17 protein-coding genes are annotated in these 15,120 nt (G+C 75.9%); 8 read left to right on the forward strand and 9 right to left on the reverse strand.

Features of this window, described 5'->3' with window-relative positions; all coding sequences use genetic code 11:
* The first annotated feature begins 125 nt into the window (after positions 1 to 125).
* Entirely contained in the window at positions 126 to 314 is a 189-nt protein-coding gene (locus tag HL054_RS08655; protein WP_369138505.1) for an RGCVC family protein, read from the forward strand.
* Positions 315 to 356: 42 nt separating this feature from the next.
* On the opposite strand, the gene HL054_RS08660 is transcribed toward HL054_RS08655, so the two are convergent.
* Entirely contained in the window at positions 357 to 1,490 is a 1,134-nt protein-coding gene (locus tag HL054_RS08660) for a ScyD/ScyE family protein (RefSeq protein WP_369138507.1), read from the reverse strand.
* A gap of 167 nt (positions 1,491 to 1,657) precedes the next feature.
* Between HL054_RS08660 and HL054_RS08665 the strand changes: the two genes are divergently transcribed.
* Together HL054_RS08665 and mgrA are read left to right on the forward strand one after the other, a co-directional pair.
* Positions 1,658 to 2,512 (forward strand): pentapeptide repeat-containing protein, encoded by an 855-nt coding sequence (locus HL054_RS08665; RefSeq protein WP_369138508.1) that lies wholly within the window; start codon positions 1,658 to 1,660, stop codon positions 2,510 to 2,512.
* A gap of 52 nt (positions 2,513 to 2,564) precedes the next feature.
* A complete protein-coding gene (mgrA, locus tag HL054_RS08670; protein WP_369138509.1) occupies positions 2,565 to 3,602 on the forward strand; it encodes an L-glyceraldehyde 3-phosphate reductase in 1,038 nt (345 codons plus the stop codon).
* Positions 3,603 to 3,683: 81 nt separating this feature from the next.
* Here mgrA and HL054_RS08675 read toward each other — a convergent pair whose 3' ends face one another.
* Complete coding sequence (locus HL054_RS08675; protein WP_369138510.1) at positions 3,684 to 4,631, reverse strand: quinone oxidoreductase family protein; 948 nt, start codon at positions 4,629 to 4,631, stop codon at positions 3,684 to 3,686.
* A 176-nt stretch (positions 4,632 to 4,807) separates the two neighbouring features.
* Positions 4,808 to 6,232, reverse strand: coding sequence for an NADP-dependent succinic semialdehyde dehydrogenase (locus HL054_RS08680; RefSeq protein WP_369138511.1), 1,425 nt, complete (start codon positions 6,230 to 6,232; stop codon positions 4,808 to 4,810).
* A 199-nt stretch (positions 6,233 to 6,431) separates the two neighbouring features.
* Here HL054_RS08680 and HL054_RS08685 point away from each other — a divergent pair, with 199 nt between their 5' ends.
* On the forward strand, positions 6,432 to 7,676 hold the full coding sequence (locus HL054_RS08685) for a globin domain-containing protein (protein WP_369138512.1): 1,245 nt from the start codon (positions 6,432 to 6,434) through the stop codon (positions 7,674 to 7,676).
* A gap of 52 nt (positions 7,677 to 7,728) precedes the next feature.
* On the opposite strand, the gene HL054_RS08690 is transcribed toward HL054_RS08685, so the two are convergent.
* Positions 7,729 to 8,835, reverse strand: coding sequence for an NAD(P)-dependent alcohol dehydrogenase (locus HL054_RS08690; RefSeq protein ID WP_369138513.1), 1,107 nt, complete (start codon positions 8,833 to 8,835; stop codon positions 7,729 to 7,731).
* Between the two features lie 194 nt (positions 8,836 to 9,029).
* Here HL054_RS08690 and HL054_RS08695 point away from each other — a divergent pair, with 194 nt between their 5' ends.
* Together HL054_RS08695 and HL054_RS08700 are read left to right on the forward strand one after the other, a co-directional pair.
* Complete coding sequence (locus tag HL054_RS08695) at positions 9,030 to 9,251, forward strand: RNA polymerase subunit sigma-70 (RefSeq protein WP_369138514.1); 222 nt, start codon at positions 9,030 to 9,032, stop codon at positions 9,249 to 9,251.
* A 16-nt stretch (positions 9,252 to 9,267) separates the two neighbouring features.
* The gene (locus HL054_RS08700; RefSeq protein WP_369138515.1) at positions 9,268 to 9,771 is read left to right on the forward strand and encodes a Clp protease N-terminal domain-containing protein; all 504 of its coding nucleotides are present in this window, start codon (positions 9,268 to 9,270) and stop codon (positions 9,769 to 9,771) included.
* Between the two features lie 56 nt (positions 9,772 to 9,827).
* On the opposite strand, the gene HL054_RS08705 is transcribed toward HL054_RS08700, so the two are convergent.
* Positions 9,828 to 10,892: an SDR family oxidoreductase gene (locus tag HL054_RS08705; protein ID WP_369138516.1), complete on the reverse strand. Its 1,065-nt coding sequence runs from the start codon at positions 10,890 to 10,892 to the stop codon at positions 9,828 to 9,830.
* A gap of 62 nt (positions 10,893 to 10,954) precedes the next feature.
* Positions 10,955 to 11,881, reverse strand: coding sequence for a helix-turn-helix transcriptional regulator (locus HL054_RS08710; protein WP_369138517.1), 927 nt, complete (start codon positions 11,879 to 11,881; stop codon positions 10,955 to 10,957).
* Between the two features lie 124 nt (positions 11,882 to 12,005).
* Here HL054_RS08710 and HL054_RS08715 point away from each other — a divergent pair, with 124 nt between their 5' ends.
* Complete coding sequence (locus tag HL054_RS08715; RefSeq protein ID WP_369138518.1) at positions 12,006 to 12,422, forward strand: VOC family protein; 417 nt, start codon at positions 12,006 to 12,008, stop codon at positions 12,420 to 12,422.
* Here the strand turns inward: HL054_RS08715 and HL054_RS08720 are convergent.
* Complete coding sequence (locus HL054_RS08720) at positions 12,403 to 12,741, reverse strand: zf-TFIIB domain-containing protein (protein WP_440347927.1); 339 nt, start codon at positions 12,739 to 12,741, stop codon at positions 12,403 to 12,405. The genes HL054_RS08715 and HL054_RS08720 overlap by 20 nt on opposite strands.
* Before the next feature lie 74 nt (positions 12,742 to 12,815).
* Positions 12,816 to 13,046: a hypothetical protein gene (locus HL054_RS08725; protein WP_369138520.1), complete on the reverse strand. Its 231-nt coding sequence runs from the start codon at positions 13,044 to 13,046 to the stop codon at positions 12,816 to 12,818.
* A gap of 98 nt (positions 13,047 to 13,144) precedes the next feature.
* On the opposite strand from HL054_RS08725, the gene HL054_RS08730 reads away from it, so the two are divergent.
* Entirely contained in the window at positions 13,145 to 14,254 is a 1,110-nt protein-coding gene (locus HL054_RS08730; RefSeq protein WP_369138521.1) for a DUF3616 domain-containing protein, read from the forward strand.
* 6 nt (positions 14,255 to 14,260) lie between these two features.
* On the opposite strand, the gene HL054_RS08735 is transcribed toward HL054_RS08730, so the two are convergent.
* A complete protein-coding gene (locus tag HL054_RS08735; protein ID WP_369138522.1) occupies positions 14,261 to 15,112 on the reverse strand; it encodes a hypothetical protein in 852 nt (283 codons plus the stop codon).
* Positions 15,113 to 15,120 lie beyond the last annotated feature (8 nt).

Consider the following 15,120-nt stretch of genomic DNA (forward strand, 5'->3'; position numbering starts at 1 on the left):
CCGCCCGGCCCGGTGCCCGGCACCGGCGTAGCGTCGGGGCACGGTCCTCCCCACGTCCCTCCCCGGCACCCCGCCGGGGACGACGCCCACCACCGCCGAGCCGTCGGCGGAGTCAGGCCGACGCCATGACCGCCCCCACGTACTCCCCCGGAACCGTCGCCGGAACCAAGCCGTCCGACGCCGTCGGCGCCGAGGAGCGCTGCCCGTCGTGCCCGCACCCGATGACCGCGCACGACCGGATCGGCGCCCGCTACTGCCAGGCGACGGCGCTGAGCGCCGATGAGGGCCGGGGCTGCGTCTGCCGGGTCGGCTGACCGCCCCGGCCCCCGCGGCCCCGGCCCCCTGGGCCGGACGGCTCAGTCGGTCGGGGTGAAGGTGCCCTCGCCGACCCGGACGACCTCGCCCGCCCCCGGGATGCCGAGGAAGCCGGCGATGCTCCACGCCGAGGCGTAGAGGTCACCGTCCTCGACGACCAGCCCGGTCGGCATCGTCACCTGCGAGGTGCTCCGCGACCCGTCGCTGTCGATCCGGGTGATCTCGCCGACCGTCGCCGGGTCGAAGCCGGCCGGCGGCGGGCCCTCGCCCATCGGGGCGCCCTCGACCACGTCGGACACGTACACCGTGCCGTGCTCGTCCACCGCCACGCCGGTCGCCGAGGTCAGGCCCTCGATCACGTCGACGACGTCGCCGTACCAGTCGAGCACGTACACCCGGGCGGCGCCGGGCACCTCCGAGCCCAGTGTGCTCACGTAGAGCAGGCCGTCCGGGCCCTCGGCGATGCCGGTCGGGACCGGGTCGCAGCCCACGGTGCCGGGGTTGTTGAAGCCGTCACCGCACGCGGCGACCTCGTCCGGGGTGACCACCGGCGGCACGAAGAACGTGCTGACCTCACCGGTGTGCGGGTCCACCGAGAGCACGGCGTTGGCCCCGGCGTCCGCCACCAGCACCCGGCCCTCCTGGGCGAGCACCGCGAACGGGTTGGACAGCGTGTCGACCGGCACGCCGTCGACGAACTGGACCTGGCCGTCGGGGTTGTCGGCCAGCTCGTGGGCCTCGAGGTCGATCGTCTCCAGCACGCCGCCGCCGGGTTCGGCGACCAGCAGCGAGGCGAAGGCGGCCCCGGGCGGGGGCGGCGGGCCACCGGCGTCCGGCGGCGGTGGCCCGCCGACCGCGACGTAGAGCCGGCCGTCGGCGTGGTCGACGCCCTGCGGGGAGTACAGGCCGGACAGCAGCGTCTCGACCACGCCGGTGGACTGCGCCACCGCGGAGACCTCGCCGCTGTCGGACTCCGCGACCAGCAGCCGGTCGCCGGGGTACTCGCTGAGCTGCCGCGGGCCGTCGAGCCCGGTCGCGATCGTGGTGACCGCGTCGTCACCGCCGTGGTGGCCGTCGTGGTGGCCGCCGGGGCCGCCGGCGCTCGCCGACGTGGCCGGTCCCACCACCAGTGCGGCGCCGGCGACGGCGACCGCGGTCCTCCTGAAGCGCTTCATCTGCTCTCCTGGACGTGCTCTCCGTGGACGTGCTGTGGACGACGGCGAGGGTCCTCGCCGACGGGGTCCGGCCTCAACGACGATCTCCGGCGCACTCGCGAGCCGTGGCAGCCGGTAGCCGGGCGGGTGGAGGCGGTACCGGGCGGACCGGCGAGGAGGATCACCCCGTGCCCGCCGACCTGCCGCTCGTCGCCGCCCGGCGGGAGCTGACCGCCGACTGCAGCCGCTGCGCCGCCCTGTGCTGCGTGCTGCCCGCCTTCGCCGCCTCCGCCGACTTCGCGATCGACAAGCCGGCCGGCGCCCCGTGCCCGAACCTGCTCGCCGACGACCGCTGCGGCGTCCACGACCAGCTGCGGGACCGCGGCTTCCCCGGCTGCGTCGTCTTCGACTGCCTGGGCGCCGGGCAGCGGCTCACCCAGGAGACCTTCGGCGGGCGCAGCTGGCGGGACGACCCGGCGACCGCGCGGGCGATGGCCGCCACCTTCCCGGTGATGCGGCAGCTGACCGAGCTGCTGTGGCACCTGACCGAGGCGCGCACGCTGGTGCCCGCCGGTGCCCTGCGCAGGTCGGTGGTGGACCTGCTGGCCCGCACCACCGCGCACGCCGCGGCCTCCCCCGACGAGCTCGCCGCCCTCGACGTGGGCGCGCTGCGGCGGGCGGCCGGCGAGCTGCTCGGCCGGGTCAGCGCGCAGGCGCGCGCCGACGTGCCCGGGCGCGCCCGGGACCGCGCCGGCGCCGACCTGATGGGGGCGGACCTGCGCGGTGCCTCGCTGCACGGCGCCTCGCTGCGGGGGGCCTACCTCATCGGCGCCGACCTGCGGGGCGCCGACCTGCGCCGGGCGGACCTGCTCGGCACCGACCTGCGGGCCGCCGACCTGCGGGGCGCCGACCTCACCGGCGCCCTGTTCCTCACCCAGCCGCAGCTGACCGCGGCCGTCGGGGACGCCGGCACGGTGCTGCCGCCGGCGCTGACCCGGCCGGCCCACTGGAGCCGCCCCCCGCTCGACCGGCGGCGTCGGTGAGCCGGTGGGACCACGGTCGGCGGCGACCGGACCCGCACGGCAGGATCTGCCCGTGGCCTACAGCGCAGACAGCACCCGCTACGACTCCATGCCCTACCGCCGGACCGGCGCCAGCGGCCTCGACCTCCCCGCGGTCAGCCTCGGGCTCTGGCACAACTTCGGCGACGACGTCCCCTTCGACCGACAGCGCGACATCCTGCGCCGCGCCTTCGACCTCGGCGTGACCCACTTCGACCTGGCGAACAACTACGGCCCGCCCTACGGCTCGGCGGAGACCAACTTCGGCCGGCACCTGGCCGACGACTTCCGCCCCTACCGGGACGAGCTGGTCATCTCCTCCAAGGCCGGCTGGGACATGTGGCCGGGGCCCTACGGGCAGGGCGGGGGCGGCCGCAAGTACGTGCTGGCCAGCCTCGACCAGTCGCTGGCGCGGATGGGGCTGGAGTACGTCGACGTCTTCTACAGCCACCGGCCGGACCCGACCACGCCGCTCGAGGAGACGATGGGCGCGCTGCACACGGCCGTGCAGTCGGGCAAGGCGCTCTACGCCGGCATCTCCTCCTACTCCCCGGCGATGACGGCGGAGGCGGCGCGGATCCTGCGCGAGCTGGGCACGCCGCTGCTGATCCACCAGCCCTCGTACTCCATGCTGAACCGTTGGATCGAGACCGAGGGGCTGCTGGACACCCTCGCCGAGGTGGGCGCCGGGTGCATCGCCTTCTCCCCGCTAGCCCAGGGCATGCTCACCGACAAGTACCTCGACGGCGTGCCGGAGGGCTCCCGGGCCACCCAGGGCAAGTCGCTGGACCAGGGCATGATCACCGACGCCTACCTGACCCACGTGCGCGCCCTCAACGGCATCGCGCAGGCCCGCGGGCAGAGCCTGGCCCAGCTCGCGCTCTCCTGGGCGCTGCGCGACCGGCGGGTCACCTCGGTGCTGATCGGCGCCAGCAGCGTGCGGCAGCTGGAGCAGAACGTGGCCGCGACCGCGAACCTGGAGTTCTCCGCCGACGAGCTGACCGCGATCGACCAGCACGCCGTGGACGCCGGCATCGACATCTGGCGCGCCGCCCGCGAGGGCACCCTCTGACCTGACCGCCGCCCCCCGGGGCGGAGATGGCCATGTCCGCCCGGTAATCGAGGGCGAACATGGCCATCTCCGCGCTGTGGGTCAGGGCACCAGGACGAGCTTGCCGTGGCTGTGGCCGGCCATCCCCTCGCGGTGCGCGGCGGCGACGTCGTCCAGCGCGTACCGGCCGGCGACGAGCACCTCGAGCCGGCCGGCGGCGGCGAGCTCGGCCAGGCGCAGCCGGGCGGCGTCCCGCAGCGCGGTGCCGGGGTCGGCGCCCGGGCCGTTGCCCAGCACGCGGACGCCGGCCTGCGCGCCGCGCTCGAAGGCGGCGATGGTGGCGATCCGCTGCCGGTCGGCGACCAGCTTGAGCGAGGTGTCCAGCGCCTCGTCGGTGCCGACCGCGTCGACGGCAGCCGTCACGCCGCCCGGCGCCATGGCCCGCACGCGCTCGGCCAGGCCGTCGCCGTAGCCCACCGGCTCCCCGCCCAGCCGGCGGACGACGTCGGCGCCGGACGGGCCGGCCGTGCCGATCACCCGGGCGCCGGCCGCGACCGCGAGCTGGACCAGCATCTGGCCGACGCCGCCGGCCGCGCCGTGCACCAGGACGGTGTCCCCGGCCCCGGCGCCCACGGCGGTCAGCGCGTGCACCGCGGTCGCGCCGGTGAGCATCAGGCCGGCCGCCTGGTCGAAGTCCAGCGTCGCGGGCTTGGGCACCAGCGCCCGGCCCGGGACGACGAGCTCGGCGGCGTAGGCACCCCGCAGCCGGAACCCGATGACCTCGTCGCCGACCGACAGCGGGCCGGCCGGGCCGACCGCGTCCGGGCCGACCGCCGCGACCACGCCGGACGCCTCGGAGCCCAGCCGCAGCGGCAGCCGCGCCGGGTCGGCGCCGAAGGCCCCGGTGTGGGTCTTCCAGTCCGACGGGTTGACCCCGGCCGCCCGCACCTCGAGCAGCACCTCGCCCGGCCCCGGCGACCGGGTGGGCTGCTCGACCACGGCGAGGACCTCGGGACCACCGAAGGCGGTGGCGACGACGACACGGCTCATGCCGGCCCCAACCGGGCGCCGCCGGCGCTGATTCCGGCGGCGGAGCACTCGTCCACCGCGCCGGCAGCCCGGACCCGCCGCTCCGCTCGGGGTCCACCGTCCCGCCTGGCCAGGGCGGAGATGGCCATCTTCGCCGGGTCCCTCAGGGCGGAGATGGCCATGTCAGGCGGGGGCGGCTACTCGTTGGCGGAGCCGGCCGACGCGCCCTGCTCCTGCTCGCTGCTGGGCGCGCCGACCCACACCGTCTTGGCGTTCATGAACGCGCGCATGCCCAGCTCGGTCAGCTCGCGGCCGTAGCCGCTCTGCTTGACCCCGCCGAAGGGCAGCTCCGGGTAGCTGGTGGTCATGCCGTTGACGAACGCCATGCCGGACTCGATGTCGCGGACGAACTGCGCGCGCTCGGCCTCGTCCTCGCTCCACAGGTTCGAGCCCAGCCCGTAGGGGTGGCTGTTGGCGATGCTGATCGCCTCGTCCAGGTCCTGGACCGTGTAGAGCGCGGCGACCGGGCCGAACACCTCCTCGGCGTGCACCGCCATCTCCGGGGTGACGCCGGTGAGCAGGGTCGGCTCGTAGAACCAGCCCGGCCGGTCGACGCGCTTCCCGCCGACGACCGCGGTGGCGCCCTTGGCCACGGCGTCGTCCACGTAGCCGACGACGTCCTGCAGCCCGGACTCGGTGGCCAGCGGGCCGACCTCGGTGTCGGGGTCCATCGGGTCGCCGACCGTCAGCGCGCCGATCCGCTCGGCGAACAGCCGGGTGAACTCCTCGGCGACGTCGGCGTGCACGAAGAACCGCTTGGCGGCGATGCAGCTCTGCCCGTTGTTCTGGTTCCGGCTGGTCACCGCGACGGCCGCCGCGGCGGCGAGGTCGGCCGAGGGCATCACGATGAACGGGTCCGAGCCCCCGAGCTCGAGCACGGTCGGCTTGAGGGCGTCCCCGGCGATCGCGGCCACCGACTGCCCCGCCGGTGCGCTCCCGGTGAGCGTGGCGGCGACCACGCGGTCGTCGCGGAGCACCCGTTCGATGGTGCCCGAACCGATGAGCAGGGTCTGGAACACGTCGGCCGGGAACCCCGCCTTGCGGAAGAGCTCCTCCAGGTACAGCGCGGTCTGCGGCACGTTGCTGGCGTGCTTCAGCAGCCCGACGTTGCCGGCCATCAGCGCCGGGGCGGCGAAGCGCATCGCCTGCCACAGCGGGAAGTTCCACGGCATGACGGCCAGGACGACGCCGAGCGGCTGGTACGAGACGTAGGCCTGGCGCGCGCCCACCGCGTCGGCGTCCAGGTGCTGCGGCTCGAGCATCGCCGGGCCGTGGTCGGCGTAGTACCGCAGCGCGGTGGCGCACTTGGCGACCTCCGCCTTCGCCGAGGCCAGCGTCTTGCCCATCTCGGTGGTCATCAGCTCGGCGACCACGTCGGTGTCGGCGTCCAGCACGTCGGCGGCGGCGCGCAGCCAGCCGACCCGGTCCTCGACCGACGTCAGCCGGTAGCTGCGGAAGGCGGCTGCGGCGCGGGCGACCCGCTCCTCGAGCGCCTCGTCGGTGAGCGGCTCGTAGGTCTTCAGCACCTCGCCGGTGGCGGGGTTGGTGGTGGCGATGGCCATGGGTCCTCCGTCGTCTCGGGCGGTCCGTCCGGGCTCGCCTGCGCCGTCTCCCGTGCCCGCTGGCCGACGGCCGAAACGACCGCCGGCCCGTCGGCCACGGGCAGCGGGACCCCCCGGCGACCGAGCGGCGGGTGCCGGTCGTGGCTAGCCTGACCCCACGGCCAGCAGCGCCACCCGCCTTCCGCCGAAGGAGACCAGCGTGCTCTCCGACCGTTCCCGCCCGGTGATCGAGGCGACCCTCCCGGTGGTCGCCGACAACGTCCGGGAGATCGCCCGGCGCTTCTACGACCACCTGTTCGCCGCCCACCCCGAGCTGTTCGACGGGGTGTTCAACCGCGGGAACCAGGCGCAGGGCCACCAGCAGGTCGCCCTGGCCGGCTCGGTGGCCGCGTTCGCCGGCTCGCTGGTGAAGGACCCCGAGGAGCTGCCCGAGCACCTGCTGGCCCGGATCGCGCACAAGCACGTCTCGCTGGGCATCCGGCCCGACCAGTACGACGTCGTCCACGAGCACCTGTTCTGGGCGATGGCCGACGTGCTGGGCGACGCCGTGACACCGGCGGTGGCCGCCGCCTGGGACGAGGTCTACTGGCTGATGGCCTACGCGCTGATCAACCAGGAGCGCGGCCTGTACAGCGCCCGCGGCGTCCGGCCGGAGACGGTCTGGCGGGACTGGCGGGTGGTGGAGAAGGTGCCGGAGACCGACGACGTCGTCACCTTCCGGGTGGTGCGGGTCGACGACCGGCTGGTCAAGACCTCCCTGCCCGGCCAGTACGTCACCGTGCAGGTGCCGATGCCCGACGGCGTGCGCCAGCCGCGGCAGTACAGCCTCACCCGGGCCGACGACGGCCGGCACCGGCAGTTCTCGGTGAAGCGGGTGCACGGCGGCGGCCGGCCGGACGGCGAGGTCTCGAACCTGCTGTTCTCCGCGGTGGACGTCGGCGACACCCTGACGATGTCGCTGCCCTTCGGCGACGTGGTGCTCGACGACGCCGGTCGGCCGGTGGTGTTCCTCAGCGCCGGCATCGGCATCACCCCGATGGCCGGCATGCTCTCCCACCTCGCCGCCGCCGGGTCGCACCTGCCGATCACGGTGCTGCACGCCGACGTGGAGGAGTCCGCCTTCGCGCTGCGGCAGCAGGTGCTCTACGACGTCCGCGCGCTGGACGACGCCCGGATGTACGTCTGGTACGAGCGGGGCGCGGAGACCGCGCTGCCGCTGGACGGCGTCTTCGAGGGGCTGGTCGACCTGGACGAGGTGTCGCTGCCGGACGACGCGCTGTACTACCTGTGCGGCCCGATCCCGTTCATGCAGGCGCTGCGCACCGAGCTGCTCGACCGCGGCGTGCCGGCCCGAGACGTGCAGTACGAGGTGTTCGGGCCTGACCTCTGGGCGGCCGACCTGCTCGGCGAGCCCGCCCCGGGCGCGGCGGTGGCCGCCTCGTGACCCCGGTGGTGCGGCCGGCGCGGGTGACCCGCGCCGGCCGCACCGGCAGGGATCAGCCCTGCGGCATCGTGATGATCGGCTTGACGACGGCCCCGCTGTAGGAGGCCTCCATGGCGTCGCCGATCCGCTCCAGCGGGAACCGTTCGACCAGCCGGTCGATCGGGAACCGGCCGGCGGCGTAGAGGTCCATCAGCGCGCCGATCAACCGCTGGCTGCGGCCGCTGCCCCCCAGGGTGCCGGTGATCGACTTCCCCCACAGCGTGCTCATGTGGTCGGCGCTGAACTCCGCGCCGGCCGGGGCGCCGCCGATGAGGATCGCCTGGCCGCGCATGCCGACCGAGTCGATGGCCTGCCGGACGACGGAGATGATGCCGGTGCACTCGATCGCGAAGTCCGCCGGGCCGCCGCAGATGTCGTTGACGGCCTGCACCGCATCGGTGTCGGTGGCGTCGACGACCTCGGTGGCCCCGAGCTCCCGGGCCAGCTGCAGCCGGGACGCGTGCCGGTCGACGGCGATGATCGTGCTGGCGGCGGAGTTCGTGGCGGCCATGACGGCGGCCAGGCCGACGGTGCCCGCGCCGTAGACGACCACCGAGGAGCCGGGCAGCGGCCGGGCGGTGTGGAAGACGGCCCCGGCGCCGGTGGCCAGCCCGCAGGCCAGCGGCCCCATCAGGTCCACCGGCAGCCCGTCCGGGACAGGCACCAGCGAGGTGGCGGTGGCCAGGGAGTGGGTGGCGAAGGAGGACTGGCCGAAGAACGCCCCGGCCAGCTGGTCCCCGCCGGCGGTGCGCAGGCCGGAGCTGCCGATCGGCCGCTGCCCGCTGAAGCACAGCGCGCCGAGCTGGAGGCAGTACCGCGGCTCGCCGTCCAGGCAGTTGCGGCACTCCCCGCACCAGGGCCAGCCCATGACGACGGCCTGGCCCTCGCGCACGGAGGTGACCCCGTCACCGACGGCGACGACGGTGCCGGCCCCCTCGTGGCCGAGCACGCCGGGCAGCGGGAACGGCATCTCGCCGTCGCGGGCGAGCCCGTCGGTGTGGCAGAAGCCGGCGGCGGCCACCTGCACCAGCACCTCCCCCGGACCGGGGTCGTCCAGCTCCAGGTCGCGGACGGCGAAGGGCTCGTGCGCCTGCTCGACGACGGCGGCGGTGATCCGCATGTGCGCTCCTGCACCGGCTGTACGACCGGCGGCCGCGCGGTGCCCGCGGACCCGCCGGGCGCCCGGACCGGGGCGCTCCCGCAGTCTGCCCACGCACGCGGACGGCCGCGGCCCGGCTTCCGCTGGACGGTCGGTCACCGAGGGGTCATCAACCAGGGTTGACAGCGAGCGCGCATCAACCTAGGTTGATGGACGTGAGCAGCCTCGACGCCCTGCCCGGGCCGGAGCGCCCGGAGGCGGCACTGGCCGCCGTGGTCGCCCTGCGCAGGCTGGCCGGGCGGCTGGAGGTGGCCGCGGTGGTCGAGGCGATCGGCCAGGGCTGGACGTGGGCCCAGGTCGGCGAGGCCCTCGGCATCAGCGCCCAGGCCGCGCACAAGAAGTTCGCACCCGAGGTCCGCGCGCAGCGCGGCCGATGACCAGGAGGAACAGTCGATGGGGCTCGCCGACGCAGTACGGGACATGCGCACCATCAAGGCGTTGATGACCGGCGCCGAGGCCGAGGCGCGCAGCCGGGGCGAGCAGGTGCCCGGGCCGGAGCACCTGCTGCTCGCCGCGACCGCGCTGCCCGACGGCACGGCGGCCCGCGCCCTGCGGCAGGTCGGGGTGGACGCCGAGCAGCTGCGGCAGGCGATCGACCGGGTGCACGCCGACGCGCTCGCCCCGCTGGGGATCGGGGCCGACCCGCTCGCCGGAGCCGCGGCCGACCTGCGCGGTCCGGCGACCGGGCCGCTCCGGTCGACCCCCCAGGCGCAGCAGGTCTTCCAGGAGGCCGTCGCCCTGTCGAAGTCGACCAGGCCGTCGCGGCTGCGGGGCGCGCACGTCGTCGTCGCGGCGTCCCGGCTGGACGCCGGGACCCTCCCCCGCGCCCTGGCCGGCCTCGGCGTCGACCGTGCCGGGCTCCGCGCGGCGGCGTCCGCGGAGGCCGGGACCGACTGAGCTCGGGCGGGCGACCTCGACGACCGGGGCACCGACCTCCTGCGCGCGCCGGCCGGTCAGCCCAGCGGGGGGACGACGCGGCGCGCCGCCAGCTGGGCGAACAGCTCCAGGAACCGGTCCTCGGTGTCCAGGCAGTCGGCGAAGCCGGCCTGGCGCAGCTTGATCGTGGAGCTGACGTTGTCGAAGCCGGAGGTGAGGATGAACTCGCCGAACTCCCAGCCGACCAGGTCCTCGTACGGCGTCGGGACGAGGTCGTGCCGGGCGGCCAGCCGTTCCCAGACGTCGCGCCGGTCGGCCATCGCCTCGGCCAGCGGCACCGGTTGCGGCTCGGCGTGCTCCATGCCGAAGGCCCGCGCGAAGGCCGGGAACAGGTGCCGCCAGCGCACCTGGTCGCCGTTGGTGACGTTGTAGACCTCGCCGTCGGCGGCCGGCTCTCCCCCGGCCCACACGGTCGCCCGGGCCAGCAGCTCGGCGTCGGTGACCTGGTAGAGGGCGTCGTAGGCGGCCAGGGTGCCGGGGAAGCGCAGCGGCTGGCCCAGCTCCTTGCTGATCGAGGCGTAGACGGCGAGGACCATCAGCAGGTTCATCGGATTGCCGACGGCGTAGCCGATCACGCCCTCGGGCCGGAACACGGTGAGCCGGAAGCCGCGCTCGGCGGCCACCTCGCGGAGCAGGTCCTCCTGGTCGTAGTAGAAGTTCGGCTGGACGATCCGCGGGTCGCGCTCCTTGGCCGGGGTGTTGAAGAACCCCATGTGCGCGCCGTAGGCCTTGCCGCCCTGGTACAGGGTCACGTGCTCCAGCGGCGCCCCGGCCGCGGCCAGCCCGTCCAGGCTGTTGCGCAGCAGCGCCACGTTGACCTCCGACAGCTCCCGGGCGGTGGGCCGCTCGGCGTAGGCGCCGACCACCAGGTGCGTCACGTCGCCGGCGTCGGCCAGCCCCGCTCGGGCGGCGTCGGCGTCCCGCAGGTCGACCGCCAGGTGCTCCCAGCCGGCCTCCCGCGGTGCGCGGCGGCTCAGCCCGCGCACCCGCCAGCCCGGCCGCGCGGCGTACTCGGCGGCGGCGTGCGCCCCGATCACCCCGCCGGCCCCGGTCACCAGCACGCTGCCCTGCTCCGCTGCCACTGCCACTCCTCGCTCGCCGTTGCGTCTCCCGGCCCATGCCCACGGACCGCGCGGCGAACCGGTCAGCTGCTGTGGCGCTCGACCAGTTCGGCCCCGATCCGCACCAGCTCGGCGCGCACCTCCGGGGGCCCGACCACCTCCACCGATCCGCCGAACCCGGCCAGCTGCTCGGCGACCGACCGCGCGGTGTGCGCCGCCACCTGCACCCGGACCCGTCCACCGGGCGCCGGCTCCCCGCCGGTGCAGTGCCGGCCGAACACCCGGCGGAGCACCGGCAGCACGCCGGCCGGCGCCAGCACCGTGGCGGCCACCGCCGAGCGGCGGCCCTCCATCTCGGCCACCACGTCGTCCCAGACGTCCGCCAGCCTCAGCTCCGCCGGCCGGTCGGCGGGCTCGTCGGTGACCTCGGCGGCGACCACCCGGTCCACCCGGAAGGTCCGCCGGCCGTCGGGGGTGCCGGCCACCAGGTACCAGCGGTCGTCCTTGTCGACCAGACCCCACGGGTCGACCAGTCGCGGGGCCGGCGACCGGTCCCGGCCGCGGTAGGTGAGCCGCACCCGGCGGCGCCGGACGACGGCGGCCTGGAGCACGTCGACCAGCTCGGGACGGCGGCGGTCGCCCGCCCCCCACCCGGCGGGGTCGACCACCACCGCCTCGGCGGCCGCCTGGGCGCCGGCCCGGAACGTCCCGGGCAGCGCGCGCAGCAGCTTGCGCAGCGCCGTCCGGACCTCGGGGGCGGCTCCCTCCGCCGTCCCGAGCAGGGCGAAGACCGCCTGCGCCTCGGGCTCGGTCAGCCCGGTCAGGTCGGTGCGGGCACCGCCCACCAGCGACCAGCCACCACCCCGGCCCGGCTGCGGGTACACCGGCACCCCCGCGGCCGACAGCGCCTCGAGGTCGCGGCGGGCGGTGGCCACCGAGACCTCCAGCTCGGCGGCCAGCTCCGCGGCCGTCACCCGGCCGCGGAGCTGCATCAGCAGCAGCACTGCCACCAACCGGTCCGCCCGCATGCACCGATCATGCTGCGCAACGTGCTCAGGAGGTGAGCACTTCAGCGCGGATCGTGGACCTCGACACCCAGGCGGCTCCCCCGCCGCCCCGACGAGAGGCACCGCGATGCTGCGAGAACTGGCGACCGTCTCCTTCTACGCCGACGACCTGGCCGCGGCCGGGCGCTGGTACACCGAGCTGCTGGGCGTCGAGCCCTACTACTCGGTGCCCGGCTACCTGGAGTTCCGGGTCGGCGAGAGCGAGGACGAGCTCGGCATCATCGACGCCCGCTACCGGCGGACGCCGGCACCTGCCACGCCGCCGGACACCCCCGTGTACTGGGACGTCGACGACCTGGCGGCCACCGTCGCGCGGCTGCTGGAGCTGGGCGCCACCGCGCACGAGCCGTTGACCGAGCGCGGGGACGGCGAGGGCTTCGCGACCGCGTCGGTCGTCGACCCGTTCGGCAACGTGCTCGGCGTGATGACCAACCCGCACCACCGGGCGATGCGGGCCGCCCGGGTCAGCCGAACAGCTCGCTGATCAGCGACTTCTTCCGCGGCTTGCCGCCGTGCGAGCCGTGCGACGAGCCCGAGCTGCTCCGCACCTGGCCGAGCACCTCGCTCACCACCGCACCGAGCGAGGCGGCGGGCGCCGCCTGCTGGTGCGCCTGCGGGTGCGAGAACGGCTGCTGGTGGCTCGACCGCTGCGGCGCGGCAGCCGCCGGCGGCGCGCCGGCGGCACCGCCGTGCCAGGCGTCCTCCGCGTCGACCAGGCGCTCGAGCTCACCGCGGTCGAGGAAGATGCCGCGGCAGTCCGCGCACTGGTCGACGTGGACGCCGTTGCGCTCGTACGTGCGCATCGTCCCCTGACACTTCGGGCAGACCAGGTCCATGCGCGGCCAACGGCGGCCGGGGCCGGGCGGTTCCCCGCCGGTCAGTGCCGGTCGCCCCGCCGGCCCCGCGCGGCCTCCTCGCAACGCTCCCGGGACCGGCTCTCCGCCAGGTAGTGCTGCAGGGCACCGGGCGTGGCCCGGGAGCCCCGGGCGGCCACGTCGTGGCGCGCCTCCCACTCGGCGATCAGCTTCTCGGCCGGGGTCATGGTGAGCGGGTCCGGGGTGGTCCGGTGGCGCCGGTCGGCCGGGCCCGGGGTCGCAGAGCTGCTCATGGCGCGCTCCCTCCGGGGGCATGCGGACGCCTCCATGGTGACCCCGCCGGCCGCCTCGCGGAAGGGGTCCCGGCGCGCGACCGTGCCAGGGTGTCGGGGTGACCATCGAGCGCACCGTGCGGCTGTCGTTCTCCGTCGGGGCCCGTGCCGCGGGCACCCACACCAACCTCTCCGCCGTGCGCAGCGACGGCCCGGTGCTCTGGGTCGCCGGTGACGAGACCGCGACGATCGAGCGGCTGGTCGCCGACGACCCGCACCGGCCCGCGGAGTACGCCGGGCAGACCAGCTACCGGCTCGCCGACCTGGTGCCGCTGCCCGGGGAGGACGCCGACGAGGAGGCCGACGTCGAGGGACTGGCCCGGCAGGGCCCGTTCCTCTGGGCGGTCGGCTCGCACAGCCTGCGGAGGCGGCAGGTCAAGGCCCGGCACAGCGGCGAGAAGGCGCTGCGCCGGCTGGCCCGGGTCAGCGGCCAGGCCAACCGGCAGGTGCTGGTGCGGCTGCCGGTCGCCGAGGTCGACGGGTTGCCCACCCTCGTCCGGGAGCTGACCGTCGACGGGGACACGCACGCCGCGGCGGTGTTCGGCAGCACCGGCCCGGACCTGCGCGACCTGCTCGCCGACGACGAGCACCTGGCGCCGTTCCTGCCCATCCCCGGCAAGGACAACGGCCTGGACGTCGAGGGCATCGCGGTCGCCGGGGAGCGGGTGTACCTGGGCCTGCGCGGACCGGTGCTGCGCGGCTGGGCGGTGGTGCTCGAGCTGCGCCCCGCCGTCGACCCGGCCGACCCGGCACGGCTGGTGCTGCAGCCGTTCGACGACGGCCGCCCGTACCGGAAGCACGTGCTGCGGATGTCCGGGCTCGGCGTCCGCGACCTCTGCCCGCACGGGGACGACCTGCTGGTGCTGGCCGGCCCGACGATGGACCTCGACGGCCCGGTGCACGTCTTCCGCTGGCACGGGGCGCTCGTCGCCGACACCCCGCAGGTGGTCCGCGACGAGCTGCTCACCCGGGAGCTGGACCTGCCCTTCGGCGTCGGTGTCGACCACGCCGAGGGCATCGGGCTGCTGGACGACGACCGGCTGCTGGTGGTCTACGACAGCCCGGCACCGGAGCGGCTGCACGCGCACGGCGTCACCGCGGACGTCGTCCTGCTGCCCGGCGACGGCCTGCCCGGCGACGGCCCGCACGACGACGGCGGGCGCGGCTGACCCGGCTCAGCGCCCGGGGCCGAGGGTGGCCAGGGTGGCGCGGACCTCCGCGGCGGTGCGCGGCTCGACCGGCAGGTGCGCCAGCAGGGCGGGCACCTCCTCGGGCAGCACGCCCTCCGCCAGCAGCACGTCCAGCAGGCGGTCGGCCTCGGCCGGCGGCACCGGCAGGGTCAGGCCGGACCCCTGCAGGGCGGCCTCGGCCAGGAACAGCGCCCCGGCGAGCTCGTCCGGCCCGCCGCCCGACGGCCGCGGCGGTGCGGGCGCGGCCGCCCGGGTCACCGCCTCCGCGGCCCGCACCAGCGACAGCGGCAGCCCCTCGGCCTCCACCTCGACCAGCGGCGCCGTCCCCAGCGCGGCGAGCACCAGGTGCTCGGCGTCGATCCGCAGCGGCGCCTCCCACTCAGCCACCCGCACCACCTCGACCAGGTCGCTGCCGTCCTCCCCCAGCTCGTCGAGCAGCTCGGACCAGTCCGCGGCCCGGGTGTCCCGCGCCCGTCGGGCGGCCTGCACGCAGGTGTCGAGCACGAAGGGCTCCACCACCTCCCGGTCGAAGTGCTCGGCCACCAGCGTGCCGTCGGCGGTGACCGAGTTCAGCACGTCCTGGAAGCTGCCCGGGCGGGCGTCGCCGAGCTCGAGCCGGCCGTCCTCCTCGCCGCTGAGCAGCTGCCCGGTGGCCGCGCGGGCACCCACGGTCAGCCCGGTGGGCACCACCCGGCCGCGGACGCGCAGGTGGTGCGGCTGGTCGGACAGGCCCACCGCCCACGCGCAGGCCTCGGCGATCAGCGCGGCGGTGCGCTCGCGCAGCAGGTCACGGGCCAGCAGGGCCAGGGGGTCGGGGCCGAAGTCGCTGTCGAACACCCCTCCAC

It is taken from the genome of Modestobacter versicolor (assembly GCF_041028285.1).
Taxonomy (GTDB): domain Bacteria; phylum Actinomycetota; class Actinomycetes; order Mycobacteriales; family Geodermatophilaceae; genus Modestobacter; species Modestobacter versicolor_A.

What these genes read in the sequence shown, in the direction of transcription:
- HL054_RS08655 (WP_369138505.1), top strand. Translation starts at nt 126, where the DNA reads ATGACCGCCCCCACGTACTCCCCCGGAACCGTCGCCGGAACCAAGCCG.
- HL054_RS08660 (WP_369138507.1), bottom strand. Translation starts at nt 1,490, where the DNA reads ATGAAGCGCTTCAGGAGGACCGCGGTCGCCGTCGCCGGCGCCGCACTG.
- HL054_RS08675 (WP_369138510.1), bottom strand. Translation starts at nt 4,631, where the DNA reads ATGAGCCGTGTCGTCGTCGCCACCGCCTTCGGTGGTCCCGAGGTCCTC.
- HL054_RS08680 (WP_369138511.1), bottom strand. Translation starts at nt 6,232, where the DNA reads ATGGCCATCGCCACCACCAACCCCGCCACCGGCGAGGTGCTGAAGACC.
- HL054_RS08690 (WP_369138513.1), bottom strand. Translation starts at nt 8,835, where the DNA reads ATGCGGATCACCGCCGCCGTCGTCGAGCAGGCGCACGAGCCCTTCGCC.
- HL054_RS08700 (WP_369138515.1), top strand. Translation starts at nt 9,268, where the DNA reads ATGGGGCTCGCCGACGCAGTACGGGACATGCGCACCATCAAGGCGTTG.
- HL054_RS08715 (WP_369138518.1), top strand. Translation starts at nt 12,006, where the DNA reads ATGCTGCGAGAACTGGCGACCGTCTCCTTCTACGCCGACGACCTGGCC.
- HL054_RS08720 (WP_440347927.1), bottom strand. Translation starts at nt 12,741, where the DNA reads ATGCGCACGTACGAGCGCAACGGCGTCCACGTCGACCAGTGCGCGGAC.
- HL054_RS08725 (WP_369138520.1), bottom strand. Translation starts at nt 13,046, where the DNA reads ATGAGCAGCTCTGCGACCCCGGGCCCGGCCGACCGGCGCCACCGGACC.